The 19,321-nt window shown below is 37.0% G+C and carries 22 protein-coding genes; 11 read left to right on the plus strand and 11 right to left on the minus strand.

All coding sequences use genetic code 11. From position 1 onward, the window contains the following. Window positions 1–36: 36 nt before the first annotated feature. Together B5X53_RS03455 and pepE are read right to left on the minus strand one after the other, a co-directional pair. Complete coding sequence (locus B5X53_RS03455; RefSeq protein WP_079711851.1) at window positions 37–951, minus strand: glutaminase; 915 nt, start codon at window positions 949–951, stop codon at window positions 37–39. 1 nt (window position 952) lies between these two features. Then, window positions 953–1,660, minus strand: a complete 708-nt coding sequence (pepE, locus tag B5X53_RS03460; RefSeq protein WP_079711852.1) for a dipeptidase PepE — start codon at window positions 1,658–1,660, stop codon at window positions 953–955. Between the two features lie 143 nt (window positions 1,661–1,803). Here pepE and B5X53_RS03465 point away from each other — a divergent pair, with 143 nt between their 5' ends. From B5X53_RS03465 to B5X53_RS03500, 8 genes are all read left to right on the plus strand, one after another. After that, window positions 1,804–2,601 (plus strand): peptidase associated/transthyretin-like domain-containing protein, encoded by a 798-nt coding sequence (locus B5X53_RS03465; RefSeq protein WP_079711853.1) that lies wholly within the window; start codon window positions 1,804–1,806, stop codon window positions 2,599–2,601. A 48-nt stretch (window positions 2,602–2,649) separates the two neighbouring features. Next, the gene (locus B5X53_RS03470) at window positions 2,650–3,420 is read left to right on the plus strand and encodes a carboxypeptidase-like regulatory domain-containing protein (RefSeq protein ID WP_143533233.1); all 771 of its coding nucleotides are present in this window, start codon (window positions 2,650–2,652) and stop codon (window positions 3,418–3,420) included. Next, on the plus strand, window positions 3,421–4,167 hold the full coding sequence (locus B5X53_RS03475; protein WP_079711855.1) for a carboxypeptidase-like regulatory domain-containing protein: 747 nt from the start codon (window positions 3,421–3,423) through the stop codon (window positions 4,165–4,167). After that, window positions 4,148–4,948: a carboxypeptidase-like regulatory domain-containing protein gene (locus B5X53_RS03480; protein WP_079711856.1), complete on the plus strand. Its 801-nt coding sequence runs from the start codon at window positions 4,148–4,150 to the stop codon at window positions 4,946–4,948. Before B5X53_RS03475 ends, B5X53_RS03480 begins: the two co-directional genes overlap by 20 nt. Window positions 4,949–4,975: 27 nt before the next feature. After that, on the plus strand, window positions 4,976–5,479 hold the full coding sequence (locus B5X53_RS03485; protein ID WP_079711857.1) for a DUF6702 family protein: 504 nt from the start codon (window positions 4,976–4,978) through the stop codon (window positions 5,477–5,479). A 55-nt stretch (window positions 5,480–5,534) separates the two neighbouring features. Beyond that, window positions 5,535–7,844, plus strand: coding sequence for a M1 family metallopeptidase (locus tag B5X53_RS03490; RefSeq protein WP_079711858.1), 2,310 nt, complete (start codon window positions 5,535–5,537; stop codon window positions 7,842–7,844). Window positions 7,845–7,920: 76 nt separating this feature from the next. Further along, on the plus strand, window positions 7,921–8,202 hold the full coding sequence (locus tag B5X53_RS03495) for a Sec-independent protein translocase subunit TatA/TatB (RefSeq protein WP_075326198.1): 282 nt from the start codon (window positions 7,921–7,923) through the stop codon (window positions 8,200–8,202). A 9-nt stretch (window positions 8,203–8,211) separates the two neighbouring features. Beyond that, complete coding sequence (locus B5X53_RS03500) at window positions 8,212–8,769, plus strand: phosphatase PAP2 family protein (RefSeq protein ID WP_079711859.1); 558 nt, start codon at window positions 8,212–8,214, stop codon at window positions 8,767–8,769. Here B5X53_RS03500 and B5X53_RS03505 read toward each other — a convergent pair. After that, window positions 8,762–9,403 (minus strand): O-methyltransferase, encoded by a 642-nt coding sequence (locus tag B5X53_RS03505; protein WP_079711860.1) that lies wholly within the window; start codon window positions 9,401–9,403, stop codon window positions 8,762–8,764. The two genes, B5X53_RS03500 and B5X53_RS03505, sit on opposite strands and share 8 nt — an antisense overlap. A 132-nt stretch (window positions 9,404–9,535) precedes the next feature. Between B5X53_RS03505 and kynU the strand changes: the two genes are divergently transcribed. Both kynU and B5X53_RS03515 read left to right on the plus strand, forming a co-directional pair. After that, a complete protein-coding gene (kynU, locus tag B5X53_RS03510; RefSeq protein WP_079711861.1) occupies window positions 9,536–10,810 on the plus strand; it encodes a kynureninase in 1,275 nt (424 codons plus the stop codon). 64 nt (window positions 10,811–10,874) lie between these two features. Next, a complete protein-coding gene (locus B5X53_RS03515; RefSeq protein ID WP_079711862.1) occupies window positions 10,875–11,807 on the plus strand; it encodes a serine hydrolase in 933 nt (310 codons plus the stop codon). A gap of 81 nt (window positions 11,808–11,888) precedes the next feature. Here the strand turns inward: B5X53_RS03515 and B5X53_RS03520 are convergent, their stop codons facing one another. The 7 genes from B5X53_RS03520 to B5X53_RS03540 form a co-directional block, all read right to left on the minus strand. Further along, window positions 11,889–12,563, minus strand: a complete 675-nt coding sequence (locus B5X53_RS03520) for a hypothetical protein (RefSeq protein ID WP_079711863.1) — start codon at window positions 12,561–12,563, stop codon at window positions 11,889–11,891. 37 nt (window positions 12,564–12,600) lie between these two features. Then, on the minus strand, window positions 12,601–13,359 hold the full coding sequence (locus tag B5X53_RS03525; protein ID WP_079711864.1) for an SDR family oxidoreductase: 759 nt from the start codon (window positions 13,357–13,359) through the stop codon (window positions 12,601–12,603). Window positions 13,360–13,478: 119 nt separating this feature from the next. Continuing rightward, window positions 13,479–13,634: a lmo0937 family membrane protein gene (locus B5X53_RS18840; protein ID WP_143533234.1), complete on the minus strand. Its 156-nt coding sequence runs from the start codon at window positions 13,632–13,634 to the stop codon at window positions 13,479–13,481. 101 nt (window positions 13,635–13,735) lie between these two features. After that, entirely contained in the window at window positions 13,736–13,894 is a 159-nt protein-coding gene (locus B5X53_RS18845) for a lmo0937 family membrane protein (RefSeq protein ID WP_143083605.1), read from the minus strand. A gap of 150 nt (window positions 13,895–14,044) precedes the next feature. Beyond that, on the minus strand, window positions 14,045–14,695 hold the full coding sequence (locus B5X53_RS03530) for a flavin reductase family protein (RefSeq protein WP_079711865.1): 651 nt from the start codon (window positions 14,693–14,695) through the stop codon (window positions 14,045–14,047). 112 nt (window positions 14,696–14,807) lie between these two features. Continuing rightward, on the minus strand, window positions 14,808–15,053 hold the full coding sequence (locus tag B5X53_RS03535) for a hypothetical protein (protein ID WP_079711866.1): 246 nt from the start codon (window positions 15,051–15,053) through the stop codon (window positions 14,808–14,810). Window positions 15,054–15,161: 108 nt separating this feature from the next. Continuing rightward, the gene (locus tag B5X53_RS03540) at window positions 15,162–16,271 is read right to left on the minus strand and encodes an alkene reductase (RefSeq protein WP_079711867.1); all 1,110 of its coding nucleotides are present in this window, start codon (window positions 16,269–16,271) and stop codon (window positions 15,162–15,164) included. 180 nt (window positions 16,272–16,451) lie between these two features. On the opposite strand from B5X53_RS03540, the gene B5X53_RS03545 reads away from it, so the two are divergent. After that, the gene (locus tag B5X53_RS03545) at window positions 16,452–17,813 is read left to right on the plus strand and encodes an FAD-dependent oxidoreductase (RefSeq protein ID WP_079711868.1); all 1,362 of its coding nucleotides are present in this window, start codon (window positions 16,452–16,454) and stop codon (window positions 17,811–17,813) included. On the opposite strand, the gene B5X53_RS03550 is transcribed toward B5X53_RS03545, so the two are convergent. Beyond that, the gene (locus tag B5X53_RS03550) at window positions 17,805–19,292 is read right to left on the minus strand and encodes a potassium/proton antiporter (RefSeq protein ID WP_079711869.1); all 1,488 of its coding nucleotides are present in this window, start codon (window positions 19,290–19,292) and stop codon (window positions 17,805–17,807) included. The genes B5X53_RS03545 and B5X53_RS03550 overlap by 9 nt on opposite strands. Window positions 19,293–19,321 lie beyond the last annotated feature (29 nt).

Genomic DNA, 19,321 nt, shown 5'->3' on the forward strand with positions numbered 1-19,321 from the left:
CGGAAAGCATTTTTTTATTTTCAATAGTTTTTTGGTTTAAAAAACCGAAAGACCGGTTAGGGAAGTAAGGCGTTCTAAAGCTTTCATTCCTAATTCTGAATTTCCTTTTTCATTTAAAATGGGACTCCAAACCGCAACAGAATATTGGTCTGGATGAATGGCAACAATGCCTCCGCCAACCCCACTTTTTCCGGGTAATCCTACTTCAAAACTAAATTCCCCGGCTTCATCATAGAAACCACAGGTTTGCATTAAAGAATTAATCCTTTTTACCGAGGTAGGAGTTAAAATTTCTTCATCCGTACTTAATATTTTACCCTTATTGGCGAAAATCATAAAGGCCTGGGCTAATTGTTTGCAAGACATTGCCAGCGAACAGAGATGAAAGTAAAAATCTACAATGGGCTCTACTTCACATTTAATATTTCCAAGCGCTTTCATATAATTTACCAGGGCAACATTTCTATAACCCGTAGAACGTTCTGAAGCTGCAATTTTGGGATCAAAATTAATGCTGTTGTCTTCGGTAATTTTTCTGACAAAATCCAATAATTCCTGTTTTGGATCTTCTAATTGATCTACCAGGATATCTGAAATCACCAATGCCCCGGCGTTAATAAAGGGATTACGTGGTACACCGCTTTCGTATTCTAACTGACTTAAAGAATTAAAAGGGTCTCCAGAGGGTTCTACATCTACCCGGTCCCAGAGATCTTCTCCCATAATACGCATAGCCATAGAAAGGCTAAAAACCTTAGAAATACTCTGAATTGAAAAGAGTTCTTCGCTATCTCCAAAACTAAAATGTTGCCGGTCTCCACAGTAAACGTGCATCCCAAATTTACGCGGATCTATTTTTGCAAGCTCCGGAATATAGGAGGCCACCTTCCCCGTTACATCCCGGTAACTCAACTCATCGTTTATGGTATTTAGTATACTTTGGTAATCCATATTAGTTTAATTCGCTTAAGTCTGAATTGGTTTCTATCTCGAAAGGTAATTTTTCTGATTTAAAAATACGAGCGCTCAAGCTACCTTTTAACTCAATTTTATTATCCGAAACCAATATCCAGCTGCCTTCCCTAAGTCCAATTACCGGTTGTGTATTTATGGTATGAAATTCTTTTATACGGGTTTCCCGGGTTTCTCCTTTATGTGTTGAATTTGTATCGGGATCTAAATAATGTGGATTAATATTAAAAGGAACCACTCCCAAAGTTTTAAAACTCGGTGGATAAACTATGGGCATATCATTGGTGGTTTGCATCGTTAAGCCTGCAATATTAGTACCTGCACTGGTACCCATATAAGCTGCTCCATTTTGAATACTTTCTTTAAGCGGTTGTATTAGCTTATTTCTGTACAGTTCAGAAACTAATAGAAAAGTATTACCACCACCGGTAAAAATTCCTTTAGCTGAAGTTATTGCTTCACGCATATTATCAAACTCGTGAATTCCGCGAAGCGTAATTCCGGCTTTATTGAAAGCTTCTGAAGCTTTTTTAGTGTATTTATCGTGAGAAATTCCGCCGGGACGGGCAAAAGGAATAAAAATTACTTCTTCGGTATTGCTGAAAAACGTTTTTAGTTCCGGAATTAGGTATTCCAGGTATTCCTGCCCGTGTAAAGTTGAGGTGCTGGCTAATAATGCTTTGCTCATATTTAAATAATTTTTTGTGCTGCGAGTATAATATTTATTGACTTAAAATTAGTCTAAATAGGGGTTTTAACAAAAGTTTACAAGCTGCTGTACTATAAATAAGGAGTAAGAATTGTTACTTTATTAGTAGGAAAACCACAACTATGTTAAAGAATACATTTTTTATTATTTTTATTTTATTCAGCAGTATTTTAATCGCCCAGGAAAAGGAACGCACCCTGGTGAATGGTAAAATCATTGTTCCCGAAGAAGATACTCCAGAGGGAATGACCATTTTTAACCAGAACACATCACGCGGTACCATAGCCAATCCCGACGGGGAATTTAAATTGAGTGTTGGGCTTAATGACACGGTAGTATTTTCTTCCATTCAATTTGAAGAATTCAGAGTGGTGGTAGAAGAAGGCGTTGTCAACTCCGGAGAGATGAATGTTTTTCTTACCGAATCTGTTACCGAATTACCGGAAGTACTTTTATCTGATAATCAACTCTCCGGAGATATTAGGGTAGATGTAGCGAGGATTGAAGTTAGTGATCCCGATGTTCCCCGGTATTCTGCAGCCGATTTAGAGGCGATGAATGTTAGAAGACAACCCGATTCCTTGATGGGCCCGGGGAGAAATGCTGCCCTTGCCGCTGGAAATACGAGGCTCGTAAACGGACTCAACTTTGTGAATATTTTTAAATTCCTTGTGGGCGCCGAACTTGAAAATAATCCTTTTACAAAACAGGAGCTGGACGAGAAATTACGGGATCTGTATGACGATGAATTTTTTAGGACTAACCTGGATATTGAAAAAGACAAAATAAATGACTTTATTTACTACGTCACAGATCACGGTTTGGATAATGACTTGCTGGAAGATGGAAATGAACTAAGCCTGATTGAATTTTTAATAGAAAAAAGTGAAGAATATAAAGCATTTCATGAAAGGGAATAACTTTTAAAATCATCATCAATCATCAGTAATCATCATCAACATCAATCAATGAAATATTTTTTATCTGTTTTATCGTTTTGTTGCGTGCTTGCGGTAAACGCCCAGGAAAAAAAGCAGCTCAGTGGTAAAATTAAAGCCGACAGTATTGAAGCTCCTATTCATATTATCAATTTAACGAAGGAGAAAGGGAGTGTAACCGATAAAAAGGGAAATTTTGAAATTGAAGTGTCAGAAAACGATTTACTGCTAATTTCTTCGGTACAATTTCAGCGAAAAGAAATTAAGATCACTTCTAAAATTCTTAAAGAAGAAGCACTAATTATAGAATTACTCCCTGCAATAACCGAATTGGAGCAAGTTCGGATTCATAATCTTAGTGGAAACCTGGGAGAAGATATTGCCAATATTAAGGTAATAGCTATGCCGGTTATTAGTGTACCGCCTTCCCCTTCTAATGTGCTACCAAGAGGCACTCCAAACGCAGCATTTAATGCCAGTCAAACTCAGGCGCCGGCCGGTATGAATATTTTAGGTTTGGTAGGATTAATTTCGGGGAAACCAAATTTTGGATCATTAGGCGGCAAATCTGTACCTCCTGTTAAACGTGAAAGGGAGGTAGTTAATAGCCTTCGTAACAAATTTGACGATTACTTTTTTACCAATCATTTAAAAATTGATTCTACTCATATAATGAATTTCCTGACATATATTTTTGAAAATGGTTTTCAGGAAAAATTATTAAAAGAAGAACGCGCTTTAGAGCTTGTAGTTTTTTTGGAAAAGAAAAGCGAAGCTTATCGCAAATTTATTAACGAATAGATGAAAAGCAGCTTTTTTCTTATTTGTACGCTGATATTTTCATCTCACTTATTTTCCCAACAACGTATATTACTGAAGGGGGAAATTCTGGCGGACTCTATTGAAGCTCCCATTCATATTATAAATATTACTGCTGAAAAAGGAACGGTCACCGAAGCAAGTGGTGAATTTTCGGTAGAAGTAAAACAAAATGACTTACTATTATTTTCATCGGTGCAATTTCAGAAAAAAGAAATTTTAATTACTGCTGAAATTTTATCTTCCGAAGTTTTAAAAGTTGAATTGCAAAAAGACCTTACAGAATTAGACGAAGTTAGGCTACACCAATTAAGCGGAAACCTTGCAAATGATATTAATGATATTAAAACCTTTGATCCAGGAATTATTGGTTATGCCCTTTCAGATAAAGAACCTTTAAGTGTGGAGGAGCGAAAACTGTTTGCAATTACCAGACCCGATGATCCTGTGGGAACGCTTTACGGGATCATTTCAGGGCAAAAAAAAATGTATGAAAAAGCGATAAAAAATAACAGGTTAAGTGCATTGGTTTATAAAGCCAGGGAATTTATCCCTGATGAATATTTTACCGAAACTTTACTATTACCCCAGCATAAAATTATGGATTTTCTTTACTATTGTAGTTTAAAGCCAGATTTTAAAGAACTGGTCAATAAAAATGATCCCCTGGTTTTAATAGAATATCTTAAAGGAATGATCATTGAATATAATGAGTTTATCGAGGAATAAATGGGTTTTTCTGGTAGTGTTGGGGATGATAACTGTTTCAGTTTTTTCGCAAGAGAAAGAAGTGTTATCAGGCCAGATTATTACAGATGAAACTCTTTCTTCTCCCGTTCATATTATTAATGTTACCCGTCGAAAAGGCGGTGTAAGTGAACTTTCGGGTTATTTTTCCGTCGAAGTAAATATTGGAGATTCTTTGGTGTTTTCTTCAGTTCAATATAAAAAAGAGACTTTGGTAGTAACTCGCCAGACTCTTCAGGATAACAATTTCACCATTAAGCTAAAGGAAGATCTGACGGAATTAGATGAAGTAAAACTTCATAAATTATCCGGAAATTTAGCAAATGATATTTCAGGAATTAAAACATTTAATAAATTCGATTTAAATGCTCCAATGCGCAGAAAACCTCCTCCATCTCAGGTTGAGAGGCAATTATATACAGCTACAACAGGTCCCGGTGGTACCAGGCTTAGCGTTTTGGGTGTATTGACCGGGACTATACCTTTAGATCCGGTTATAAATGCCATTAGTGGCAGGACGGCAAGACTAAAGAAGATAAAGGCAAAGAACGAATTTAAATTTATTATTGAAAAAGCCATTTATTTAATTCCTGAAAATACTCTAATTGAAGACTTCGAAATAGAGGAAACTGAGGTGATGATTTTTGTGTATTATTGTGCTGAAAATTATGATTTGGAAATTCTTCTGGATAATCCTTTAGAATTATATGAATTTTTTAAATCCAAATCCATTGAATTTAATGCTTTAGGTGCTTTGGATTAATATTTGTTAGAGAAGAGAAAAAGATTAATGAAAAAAATAAGCCTGATCCTGGCCAGCTTTTTTTTGCTTTCGGCATTTAAATCTGGCGCTCACGAGTTTTACCTAAGTGTTACAGAGATTGAATACAACAATGAAGAGCAAAGTCTGCAAATTATTACCCGCGTTTTTATAGACGATTTTCAGAAGGTTTTAAATGAACGTTATGATGCCGATATTCAGCTTTCTGAAGAAGCAGAAGAGGGCGCGGTTACTGAATATATTTCTAAATATCTTAATCAAAAATTAAGATTGAAAACCAATGGTGAAGAGCTTCAGCTTAATTATTTGGGAAAAGAATACGATGCCGATCAACTAGTGCTTTATATTGAAGTTGAAAACGTAGCTTCTTTTAACCAAATTGAAGTCACCAACGAGATTTTAACCGATTTGTTTGATGACCAGAAAAACGTGGTGCACGTAAAAGTAAATAACAAAACCAAAAGTTTATTACTTATGCGTCAACAGGAAACAGAAAAACTCACTTTTCCTTAAGGAAAACCTGATTAAAATATTTATTTTTAGCAATTTTTAAATTAAAACATAATTAATGAACAAATTAAGACTCTTAAGTTTCGCTTTTGTGATGCTTTTTGTAAGTGGTGTTCAGGCCCAGGAATCGGAAGCCGAAGAGCAGCAACCAAAACAGGAAGGTCACGAGAATAACAATAAGTTTAAACAACTTTACGAGACTTTCGCAACTCCCAATCAGTACCGAACCGGTGCCGGAGCTCCCGGGGAAGCTTATTATCAAAACCAGGCTGATTATAAAATGGATATCGTTTTAGACGATAAAAATACCCGTTTAGATGGTGAGGCCGAGGTTACTTATTATAATAATTCTCCCGACAAATTAGAATATTTATGGGTGCAATTAGACCAGAATGTACGAAAAAAAGATGCACCGGCTTTAGAGCGAAATCCTAGTGGAATGAGTCCCGTGACTACTCCGCAGCGATTTGTAAATCAGCATATGGAAGAGTCTTTTGACGGCGGTTTCAATATTGTAGGTTTAACTCATAATGGCGATAAATTAAATTACACCATAAATCAAACGATGTTAAGAATAGATTTAGAAAAGGCTTTAGAGCCCGGTGAATCTTTTCAGTTTGAAATGAAATGGTGGTATAATATCAATAACCATATTACCGATAGGGCGAGAAGTGGTTACGAGCATTTCCCAAAAGACGGGAACAATGCTTATGTAATTGCACAATTCTTCCCAAGAATGGCGGTTTATAACGATGTTGAAGGTTGGCAAAATATGCAATTTTGGGGTAGTGGTGAGTTTGCCCTTCCTTTTGGTGACTACGAAGTAGATATTACCGTTCCTGCCGATCATATTATGGAGGCTACAGGAGAACTTCAAAACCGCAAGGATGTTTATACCAAAGAAATGATGAGCCGCTATGAGCAGGCTAAAAAGTCTTACGATGAGCCTGTAATAGTTAGAACTCAGGCTGAAGCCGAAGAAGCCGAAAAGTCTTTTTCTAACAAAACCAAAACCTGGAAATATAAAGCCGAAATGGTTAGGGATTTTGGATTCTCTACTTCAAGAAAATTTATTCTTGATATGATGGCTACAGATGTTGGTGGAAAAGATGTAATGGCGGTTTCTTTATACCCCAAAGAAGGAAATCCACTTTGGGAAGAATGGTCTACAAAAGCCGTGGCCAGTACCTTAAAATCTTATTCAGATCAAACTTTTCAATATCCATATCATAAAGCGGTTTCAGTTCACGCTAGAAACCAGGGAATGGAATATCCTATGATTTGCTGGAATTATGGCCGTCCCGATGAAGATGGAACCTATTCAGATCGTGTGAAATTCGGGATGATAAGCGTTATTATTCATGAAATTGGACATAACTTCTTCCCGATGATCGTAAACAGTGACGAACGTCAATGGGGTTGGATGGACGAAGGTTTAAATACCTTTAGCCAATATCTTGCCGAGCAGGATTTCGGAAAGAAATATCCAGAAGCTATCGTTCCTCTGGAACAGTATCCTTCAAGAAGAGGAATTCCGGCGAAAATTGTTCCTTATATGAAAGGAAATCAAAAATATATTGCCCCAATTATGTCTAATCCAGAGAATGTTTACCAGTTAGGAAATAACGCCTACGGGAAACCGGCAACCGCCTTAAATATTCTCAGGGAAACTGTAATGGGTCACGATCTTTTTGATCACGCATATAAAACCTTTGCTCACCGTTGGATGTTTAAGCACCCAACGCCAGAGGATTTCTTCAGAACTATTGAAGATGCTTCAGCAGTAGATTTAGACTGGTTTTGGAGAGGTTGGTTTTATACAACGCATAATGTAGATATGGGAATTAAAGAAGTTCAAAAGCTTTATATTACCGATAATGCCACTAAAGAAGGAAAAGAATTCCTTGAGCGTTACGGTGCAGATCCCGAAGAAATTGATGCAATTTACGTAGTGGAAGAGGAAAGCGAAGAATTTGATGAAAATTTAAAAGGAAAACCAGTTTTAGAGAATTCGCCTACTTTAAAAGAGTATGTGATGGATAATTTTCCTGAAGAAGAAAGAGCTAAACTGAAAGATCCTAAATATTTCTACCAGGTAACATTTGAAAAACCGGGAGGAATCCCAATGCCATTAATCGTAGAATTCACTTATGCCGATGGTTCTACAGAAATGAAAAGATATCCCGTACAGCTTTGGAGAATGAATGATGAGATGGCTACAAAAGCAATCGCCACCAGTAAGGAAATCGTAAAAATGGTGGTAGATCCAAATCTTGAAACCGCTGATGTTGATGTAAGCAACAATACCTGGCCTAAAGAAGAAACCACCAGTAAATTTGAAGAATTCAAGGAAAGCCTTGGAAATTAAAATCTAAAATAAATTTAGCCGACTTTAACGAGTCGGCTTTTTTTATACTTAAATTTGTGGCTATATTTGTTTTGCTATGAACATCATACCTCTTTTTATTAGTGGTGCCGAAATTGCCTTTATCCTGTTTATTCTGGTGATGGTTTTTGGTGCCGATAAGATTCCCGATATTGCCCGTGGTATGGGTAAAGGGATGAAAATGCTTCGTAACGCCTCTAACGATATTAAAACCGAAATTCAGAAAAGTGCCGAAAAACAAGGCATTGATACCGATATTTCTAAAGATGTGAGAGGTGAGATTGATAAGGTGAAAGAAGATATAGATGAAATTACCGGTTCAGTAAAACGTAGATTTTAATCACATTTTATGTTAGAACAGCTAAAACAATGGGATCGCGAGCTGTTTGTTTATCTCAACGGACTGGGAATTGAAACCTACGATAATTTCTGGATTACCGTAACTACCATTCAAAACTGGATTCCGCTTTACGTAACTTTCTTTATTATTTATTTTCTGGCTTTTCACTGGAAAAAAGCACTTTTTACAAGTTTGTTTATTTTGGCCACAGCGCTTTCTACTTATGGTTTTACCAATGTTGTGAAGAACTTTTTTTTACGTCTCAGGCCTAATAACGAACCCGAAATAGCCGATATTATTAGAATCCTGCAAACGCCAGATAATTATAGTTTTTTCTCTGGTCATTCCGCGGTATCTATGGCTGCAGCACTTTTTTTAATTCTTTCTTTAAAAGATAAATATCCCTGGATTTGGGCAGTACTCATTTGGCCGCTCTTATTTATGCTAAGCCGCATTTACGTGGGAGTTCATTACCCGGGAGACGTGCTGGTTGGTGCAGCAGTTGGTGTTATTTTCGCAATTATTTTCTTCTTGTTGTATCAACGTTCGGGAAAACGCTTTATTTAACCCGCGTTAAAGTTAATCCGTCACGAATAGGTAAGATCACGGTTTCTACGCGTTCATCTTCGGCCAGCATTTTATTGTATTTTAAAAGTGCTCGCGTAGATTCATCTTCGGGTTTGACCGGTTCTACAACTTTTCCGCTCCATAAAACATTATCTGATAATATTACTCCTCCGGGAATCATTTTCCCAATAATTAAATCGAAATAAGCGGGATAATTAGGTTTATCGGCATCAATAAAAACTAAATCGAATTTCGCATCTATTTCAGGAATTATCTCCCGCGCATCGCCAATATATTGCTTAATCTGATTTTTATATTCTGAAGCCTGAAAATATTTCTGCTGAAAATCGTATAATTCTTCATTAATATCTATAGTGTGTAATATTCCATCTTTCGTCAAACCTTCTGCAAGACATAAAGCCGAATACCCGGTATACGTTCCAATTTCCAGGATTGATTTTGGAGCTATTATTTTTGAAATCAGGCTTAAAATTCTTCCCTGGTAATTTCCGCTTAACATTCGCGGTTGCAATACTTTTTGATTTGTTTCCCGGTTAAGTTTCGCTAAAAACTCGGGTTCTTTAACTGAATGTTCTAAAATATACTGGTCTATGGCTTCAGGAAGAAAATGCATAAGATTTAATTTTCACCAAATTTAGAGAATTTAATGTTTCTGAAATAATAGCTTTCAGCACAAATACAGAATGGTTTAAGTTGAAGCGATTTCTGTCAATAAATTGTATTTTTACTTTCAAATAAACCACACATGCAATTTCAGAATACACTAGAATATGCCCGGGAACTGGATTTTCAGGATAAAATATCATCATACCGCGACCAATTTATTTTTCCGCAGCACGAAGGGAAAAATGTGATTTATTTCACCGGAAATTCTTTGGGGCTGCAACCAAAAACAGCAAAAAAATATGTAGACGAAATAATGACCGATTGGGCAAATCTTGCTGTGGAAGGTCATTTTTATGCCGAAAAACCCTGGTGGGATTATCACGAAAGGTTTTCAGCAAAACTAGCGAAAGTTGTAGGTGCTAAGACTACTGAAGTTACGGTAATGAATACGCTTACTGTAAACCTACATTTGTTGATGGTTTCTTTTTACAGGCCAAAGGGAAAGCGCTATAAAATTATTTGTGAAGAAAAAGCCTTTCCCAGCGACCAGTATATGATCTCGAGCCAGGTGCGTTTTCACGGTTATGATCCAAAGAATGCTATTGTTGAAATTAAAAGGCGCGAAGGTGAAAATAATTTTAGAACCGAAGATATTATAGCGAAGGTCAATGAAGTAGGTGATGAGTGCGCTTTGGTTTTAATCGGCGGTGTAAATTACTATACCGGGCAGGTACTGGAGATGGAAAAAATCACAAAAGAAGGTCGAAAAATTGGCGCATTTGTAGGGTGGGATCTTGCCCACGCAGCCGGAAATATTGAGCTTAAACTTAGTGACTGGAATGTTGATTTTGCTGCCTGGTGCAGTTATAAATATATGAATAGTGGGCCCGGTAATGCTTCAGGATGTTTTATTAATGAGAAGTATCACAACCAAAAAGACATTCCGCGTTTTGAGGGCTGGTGGGGACATAACAAGGAACGTCGTTTCTTAATGGAACCCGAATTTCAACCCGAAAAAGGTGCCGATGCCTGGCAAATATCTAATGCCCCGGTTTTGGCACTAGCGCCATATTTGGCTTCCTTGGAAATGTTTGATGAAGTTGGTATGCCGGCTTTAATTGAAAAACGAAATAAGATCGTTGCCTACCTGGAATTTGTTTTACACGAAATTGACAAAGAAGTAGATAGCAGTTTTGAAATTATTACTCCTTCTAATCAGGAAGAACGCGGTACCCAGCTTTCGGTATTTTTACACGGGGAAGGAAGGGAATTATTTAATTATTTAATGGAAAACGGCGTAGTAACTGACTGGCGAGAACCGAATGTAATCAGGCTGGCTCCAGCACCATTTTATTGTTCTTTTGAGGATATGTACCAATTTGGACAAGTTCTGAAGAGAGGAATTCTTGAATAGCGAGAAGAGAAGATAGAGAAAAGAAAAATGAATAATATCATTATATAATTTGAAACTTTTTAGAATGAAAAAACTTATATCTACAATCTTTATGACGGTTTTATGTGTTGCCCTAAGTCGAGCGCAAGAGGTTGAAATCGATACGAAACTTGAGCAAAAACTAAAAGAACTAACCGAATCGTTTAAAGGTGATGTTGGTGTTTATGTAAAACACTTAAAAACAGGAAAAGAAGCGACGATAAACGCCGATACTATTTTCCCTACTGCCAGTATTGTAAAAGTACCTATCCTCCTAAAGATTTTTGATAAAATTGAGAATGGAGAATTAAGCTATAAGGATTCGCTGGTTTATTCTGAAGATCGTATTTATGGTGGTTCGGGTTTGATGCAATTTTATAAAGACAGCACCACAACCGATCTTAGAACGCTGGTGGCTTTAATGATTAGTTACAGCGATAACGTCACATCACTCTGGAACCAGGAACTAGCAGGAGGCGGCAAAGCGATTAATGAGTTAATGGCTGAAATAGGCCTGGAGCATACCCGCGTAAATTCCAGAACAGTGGGTCGCGATAAAGACTGGGAAAAATATGGATGGGGGCAAACTACTCCGCGAGAGATGGCTTCAATTTTAGAAAAAATTAGAAATCGTGAACTGGTAAGTGCTGCGGCGAGTGGCGAAATGTACAGGTTGCTCGGTAATTCTTTTTACCAGGATTATGCTTTATCTCAAGTTCCGCCATACGTGCAGGCCGCGGCAAAGCAAGGAATGGTTAATAAATCCCGTTCTGAGCTTTTTATGGTGAATGCCCCTTCCGGAGATTATGTGTGTTATATAGCAACCAAAAATAATGAAGACGATTCCTGGGATGAGAATAATGAAGCCTGGCAATTACAAAAGGAAATTTCAGCCTTGCTATGGAATTATTTTGAACCCAGCTCTAAATGGAAACCGGCAGAAGGAGCCGAAGAGATTCTTAGTGGATTAAAATATTAATATCTCGTTCAGAAAAATAAAAAAAGCCACGAATGCACTAATTATTACTGAATTCGTGGCTTAAATATTTATTTCAAGAGGTTACTTTACCTCAATATCGGTAAAAAACAATTCAAAACTTCCATCGGGAGATTTATGGGATTTTGAAATTTTTAAACCCTGGAAATCTTCAAAATCTTCCCAGGTAGTTGGCATTTCCCGCTGCCCATCTGCCGATTTGTAGATCCATTCTTCCAGTAAGTAATCATCGTTATAATAAACAACATAAGTATCACCGGGAGTGTAACCGCCTTCATCTTTGTAAGACACTTCAAGATATTTCATCTCTTCTTTACTAATCGGTGCTATACCGGTTTTTTCTTCTGAAATTTCAGCATCGCTCCAAACCATCTGGAAGGGAAATAAGAACCAGTAAGAGTCGTTGATAAACTTCTGGTCTATATCTTTATCGTCTTCCGCAATATTGTCGGTTCTGGTGTAATTCCGGCTAATATCACCTTCAGTAAGCCTAATCTCATCGGTTTGAGGTTTCCAGGTCCATTCGCGGCTGGTTCTGAGAGAATCTTCAACCCTCACATTAAATGTGAATTGAATTTCTTCAACCTCATCAAAATTATTTAATCCGTGGGCTTCAGCGATTTGTTGTGCAATGCTTTTTTCGGCTTCAGTTTCAACTTCCTGCCCGATTTTGGTTTCGTTATTTTTGCAGCTAATAAATGCTGAAAATAGAAAAGTAAAAAGTAGTAATTTTTTCATGGTGTTGGTTTTCCATTAAAGATACAAAAAACTGCGTTTATATAGCATTAATGCTCATTCCGCCATCTGCAACAATATTTTGTCCGGTTATGTAAGAAGATTTGTCCATTGCCAGAAAGGCAACGATAGAAGCCATTTCTTGAGCTTCAGCCACTCGTTTTAAGGGCGTTCTTTTTATAATAGGATCCATTCTGTCACTTTCACTTAAAAGTCCTTTGGTAAGTGGCGTAACCGTAAACCAGGGCGAAACTGCGTTTACGCGAATTCCATCTGCTGCCCATTCTACCGCAAGACTTCTTGTTTGTTGTAATAAACCCGCTTTAGACATTGCATAAGGTGTTCCGGTACCAACATCCTGCATTGCTGCCGATGAAGCTACATTTACAATTTTTGCATTTCCGCTTTGTTGGAGCAGGGCGTGAAGTTTTCGGCTTAATTCAAAAGGGGCGCTAAGATTAATCTCCATTACTTTTCTAAATTCTTCTTCAGAATAGTCATTTGCTTTTTTCCGAATATTGATGCCGGCATTGTTTACAAGAATATCCAGTCTTCCCCATTGATTTTCTATGAAATCATGCACTTTTTGGCGATCTTCTGCCACGGAAACATCAGCTACGAGGCCGTAGAATTTTTTATCGTATTCTTTCAATTCCTCTAACACAAGGTCAATATCTTTTTGTGTTCTGGAAGTAAAAAGTACTTCTGCTCCCAATCTTAGATATTCCAGAACCGTGGCTTTTCCTATTCCTTTGGTGCCACCGGTAACCAGTGCATATTTATTATTTAAGTTCCACATAGTAATTTTTTATTTTTTGAAGATAAGATTTAGAAGATAAAAGCGTTTAAGCTTGAGGTGTGGAAAAGAAAAAACCCTTTGATGTTCTCAAAGGGTTTTGGCTTCGATTAAATTATTTATTACAGACGGCGTCCGGTTAATAATTTATACAAAATAAGGATTACAGCTATTACAATTAGAATGTGGATAATGCTTCCCAAATCTGGAAATGCAAAATAGCCAACAAGCCATCCTATTACTAATAATACTACGATAAGCCATATTAAATCTCTCATACTGGTTGGTTTTTTGTAGCTATGCTACGTTGGTTAATTGTTTATACAAGTTAATAAATAAATTCGTGTTTTTAAAAGGCTGAAAAGTATAAAATTTTGGTTTACAGTCTTCTACCGGTTGCTAAACGATATAAAATACCAATTATAGCAAGAACTAATAAAATATGGATTAGGTTTCCTACAGCCTCTCCAAAACCAAAATATCCTATAAGCCATCCTATAATCAGGATTACTACAATAAGCCAAATTAAATCTCTCATATTATAAGTTTAATAATTAGCTATGAACGAATTTATAGAATATGTTAGTTGAAAGAATAGCTTTTAACGAGTGTTTAACTCAAATGTTAAATTTTTTGAGGAATATAAATTTCTACAGCCAGTCTATCGCAAAACTCTGATTAAAATTGTTTAATCTTCTTTCTTAAAAAACGATTTGATTTCCTGTCCCGGCCTGGCATAATGAAAACGATCCAGTAGACTGGGAAGTGTATAACCGTCTAGACCATTTATGGCCACCGTCTCTGCATCGTCCAATCTTAACCAGCCATCTGGAGCCTGTATGCCTTCATCAAAATAAATATGTTTGATGGCTCCAATAAGCATCACAGTATTATTTTCTTTGATGTAATATTCATTTACATATTCACATCCTAATTTTACCTTAGACTGCTTTACATAGGGCGCATAAAAATTATCCAGGTACTCTTCTTCTAGCCCGGTTTGCTGAAATTCAGAAATTTCCTCATCATATTTGGCAGCGGTTTGGTGGGCGCTTTCTATCATATTTTTTTGAATATGATTTACCGTAAAATATTTATTCTCTTTAATGTTTTTATATGTATTTCGCGCAACTTCCTTAGTGGGTCGGGTAATAAAACCAAGTAATGCAGGATTACTGCCCAAATGAGTAACCGAACTAAAAACCGCCACATTCACCCCTTTTTTCTCTGATTTTGTGGCGATAAGGTTAGCCGATTTATAACCGGTAACACTATTAATAAGATTTAGACGGAAAAGTTTTTCCATTTCCGCGATTTCTTCTGAAGTAATATGTTGCATAAATAGATTTAATAAAAAAGATGACTAAAAATAAAAATACCTGTTAGTGTCAAAATTTATATTTTAGTCATCTTAAGACTATACTTAACTTATTAGCTTTCTTAAAAGTTGATTAGTCTTGATTTTCCAGTTTATTAATTCTCATTTCATATTCTTCCATAGCTTCACGAACAGCATCTACATTATCTGAAGATTTTTGATGAGCATCATTCATTGCTTTCTCTAGTTCCTTATCGGGATGTTGAAACAAATCTGTAATCACATGATTTATCTTATCAATAATGCTTTCCTGGCTATTTTTAATATCTTCCAATTTGTTTAATGTAGACCTCATTTGCTCAATTTTCGACTCATCCATAGTTGTTACTTTTTATAGGGTTGATAAATAAAATTACTTCTTTCCAAATACAACTAAAGTTGAATTAACCTGTTTTTAAGGACATTTTATCTAAAATTATGAATTTTCCTATTTAGATTTTTCAGCATCGTAACTCGGGTAATCGGTGTAACCTTTTGGGCCGGGTGTATAGAAAGTATCTTCATCCCACTCGGCAATCGGTGCATCTATTGCAAAACGGACTGGTAAATCGGGATTAGAAATAAAGAGTTTAGCGAATGAAACCATATCGGCATTTCCTTCCTCAATAACTTTATTTCCCGATTCCTGATCAAACCCCGCATTGATTATTAATTTTCCTTTATAAATTGGGCGGTAATGTTTAGCAATATTGGGTTCCAGATAATCTATTTCACTGACATCCGTAAAAGGTTCAGAAAGGTGTAAATAAGCCAGATCGTAAGCATTTAATTTTTCAATTACATGATCAAAAGTGGCAATTGATTCTTCTGAAGCTTTAATTCCGAAGGCATCGTTCAGGGAAGGATTTAATCTTACACCAATACGGTTTTCCGGCCAAACTTCACTTATGGCCTCAAGAATATCAAAAAAGAAACGTGCCCTGTTTTCTATACTTCCGCCGTAATCATCAGTTCTAATATTCGCATTTTTATTGAGGAATTGATGAATTAAATATCCGTTGGAGCCGTGAATCTCAACCCCGTCAAAACCGGCGCGCTTTGCATTTTCTGCGGCGTGTTTAAAATCCAGCACGGTTTGTTTAATATCGGCCACACTCATAGCCTGTGGTTCTACAGTATCTTCAAAACCATCTGGGGTGTAAGCTTGCGTGTTGGGGTTTACGGCGCTTGGTGCCAAAGGTTTCTCACCATCGTGAAATTTAGGATGTGAAATTCGGCCACAATGCCATAATTGTAAAAATATCTTTCCATCATTTTCATGAACTGCTTCAGTTACTTTCCCCCATCCTTTTACCTGGTTTTCAGTATAAATCCCCGGCGTATTTATGTATCCCACCGCGGCATCTGAAATTTGCGAACCTTCAGAAATTATTAGTCCGGCGCCGGCGCGTTGCGCATAATATTCAGCGTGTAATTCGGTTGGTGCATTATCTTTATTAGCGGCGCGATTGCGAGTCATTGGCGCCATAATCACCCGGTTTTTCAATTCAAAATCTCCAATGTTAACCGATTTTAATAAGGCTTGAGTGTTATTCATAATAAATAAATTTTAATATTAAATGTAAGGGAAGCATAGTGCAGATGCTGTTAATTAAATGATAAATAGATTTTTCTTAAATAGACGAGAAAGCTTTAAATTCAGTATAAATAAGTATTTTCGTAACTTAAAATTGCATTTTCTATTAACTCTGTTCTAGAGAATGTACAGCAAGACTTTATGCAAACACCCAAAAAAATCGCCATTGTTGGCTCAGGATTGGTTGGATCTTTACTCGCTATTTTTCTTAGAAAAGCCGGACATGAAGTTGAGGTTTTTGACCGCAGGAAAGATATTAGAAACGTAGAATTCTCCGGACGGTCTATAAATTTAGCCATGTCTAATCGTGGTTGGAAGTCTTTGAGGGCTGCCGGCATTGAAGATGAAATTAAAAAACTGGCCCTTCCTTTAGATAAAAGGGCTATGCACGTTAATGATAAACCAGTCTATTTTCAAAAATACGGAAAAGAGGAGGAAGCGATCTATTCTATTTCCCGTGGGGTTTTAAACCGAAAAATGATCACTCTGGCCGAAGACGCCGGTACAACTTTTAGGTTTGAAGAGAAAGTTTGGGATATAGATTTAGCTGAAGCCAAATTGTATACCGGCGAGAGTGAAAAAGGGGAGTGGAAGGAATATCAATTTGATCTTATTTTTGGCGCCGACGGGGCTTTTTCCAGGGTTAGACATAAAATGCAAAGACAAAGCAGGTTTAATTATTCGCAGCATTTTATAAATGTTGGTTATAAAGAATTAAGCATTGCGCCCAACCCAGATGGCAGCCATAAATTGGATAATGCCTCTTTTCACATCTGGCCGCGCGGGGAGTTTATGCTTATTGCCATGCCTAATTTAGATGGAAGTTTTACCTGCACTTTATTTATGCCTTTTGAAGGTGAAAATTCTTTTGAAAGCATAAAGACCGAAACCGATGCCGACCTATTTTTTCAGAAACATTTCCCAGATATAAACCAGGAGATTGAAAATTTAAAAAAGGATTTCTTTAAAAACCCTACCAGCAGTATGGTTACCATTAAATGTTATCCCTGGTCGTATTGGGAGAAAGTGACTTTGGTGGGTGATTCGGCACACGCCATTGTACCATTTTACGGGCAAGGAATGAATGCAGGTTTTGAAGATATTTTGGTATTAAGCCAAAAAATGAAAAAACACGGAGATGATTGGGAAAGCATTTTTGAAGAATACCAAAAGGCCCGAAAACCGAATACTGATGCTATTGCAGAACTTAGCTACCGTAATTTTATAGAAATGAGTAGCAAAACTGCAGATACTGATTTCTTACTGCGAAAAAAAATTGAAAACTGGTTCTCTACCAAACATCCTGAAACCTGGGTGCCTTTATATTCCCGGGTTACTTTTTCAGATAAACCTTATGCTGAAGCTCTAGCAATTGGGGATTATCAACGTAAAATTATGGATGAGGTAATGGAAATTCCGGGAATTGAGAGGAAATGGGATTCTCTAGAAGTTGAAAACAAAATTCTTAAGCTTCTGGATAACAAACCGGCTTTTTCAGTCTAATTTTTCATCAAATTCTGGTTCAATATTTAGGCTTTCATAAACGCCTTCCATGGTTCTGTGATCTTCGGTTAGAACAACCAGCATATCATCGGCTTCAATAACTGTATTCCCATTTGGAGTGATAAATTGATCGTCTCTTGAGATCATTGCGATAATCGCTTTTTTGGGGAATTGTAATTCTACAATCCTTTTCCCTACCGAGTGGTTTTGCTCCGGTATATTGATTTCCCTTAAAAAAGATTTAGCACCATCGGCCATAAATGCATCTACCGGCGATTTTTGTTTGGCTTTCATCGGTAAAGCTACGTGCAACCAACGCGCCACTACAGATAATGTGGTTCCCTGGATTAATACCGAAGTTAGCGAGACAAAAAATACAATATTAAAGATCATATCTGCCTTTTCAATTCCCGCTAGCAGCGGATAAGTCGCGAATACAATAGGCACAGCGCCCCTTAGGCCAACCCAAGAAATATACCAGCGCCGGCGCATCTTCATTTTAAAGAAAATTAAGCTTAAAAATACGCCCAGGGGCCTTGCAATAAAGATTAAAAAGACTGAAATAAAAATTCCCACGCCAATAACCGGAACAATATGCGACGGATAAACCAGCAATCCTAAGGTAAGGAACAACACAATTTGCATTAACCACGCGAGCCCATCAAACATTCGCATGATGGTCTTTTTGTGGATGATGTTGTGGTTTCCAAGATAAACCCCGCTTAAGTAAACGGCTAAAAATCCGTTTCCACCTAAGGCATCAGTCGCAGAAAATACAATAAACATTAAGGCGATAGCGAGAACCGGATACAAACCTTCAAAATCTAATTTTATGCGGTTAATCACCAATTTACTCAACTTTCCGAAGATAAATCCCAGGGCGGCACCAATTAAAATTTGCTGAAGAAACAGTGGGATAATACTATAAATACTTTGATCCTGGTTTACAACCAAACCTAAAAAGGCAATGGTAAGGAAATAGGCCATAGGATCGTTACTACCACTTTCCAGCTCCAGGGTGGGCCGTAAATTAGATTTTAAGGCAAGGTTTTTAGCTCTTAAAATTGAAAATACCGCCGCGGCATCTGTAGAAGATACAATAGCTCCAAGGAGTAAGCCTTCGTAAATGGTAAAATCCGTAATATACCAAACAAATACTCCAACACTTACCGCAGTGAATAAAACTCCAAGAATGGAAAGTGAAATACCCTGCCACATCACCGGTTTTATGGTTTTCCAACTGGTATCGAGTCCACCGGAGAATAATATAAAATTAAGGGCAACAATTCCTATGAATTGTGCGAGTTGAGGATCGTTAAAATAAATTCCGCCAATTCCTTCTGAGCCTGATAGGATTCCAACCGCAAGGAAAAGTACTAATGTGGGTACACCAAAACGATAAGATGTTTTCCCGGCCAGGATACTAATGAATAACAACAGAGAGCCTATTAAGAGAATGTTTTCTATCGTTATGCTCATTGGTTATCTGTTATTTTAATCAGTTTGCG

It is taken from the genome of Salegentibacter salinarum (assembly GCF_900168115.1).
In the GTDB taxonomy this organism is placed as follows: Bacteria; Bacteroidota; Bacteroidia; order Flavobacteriales; family Flavobacteriaceae; genus Salegentibacter; species Salegentibacter salinarum.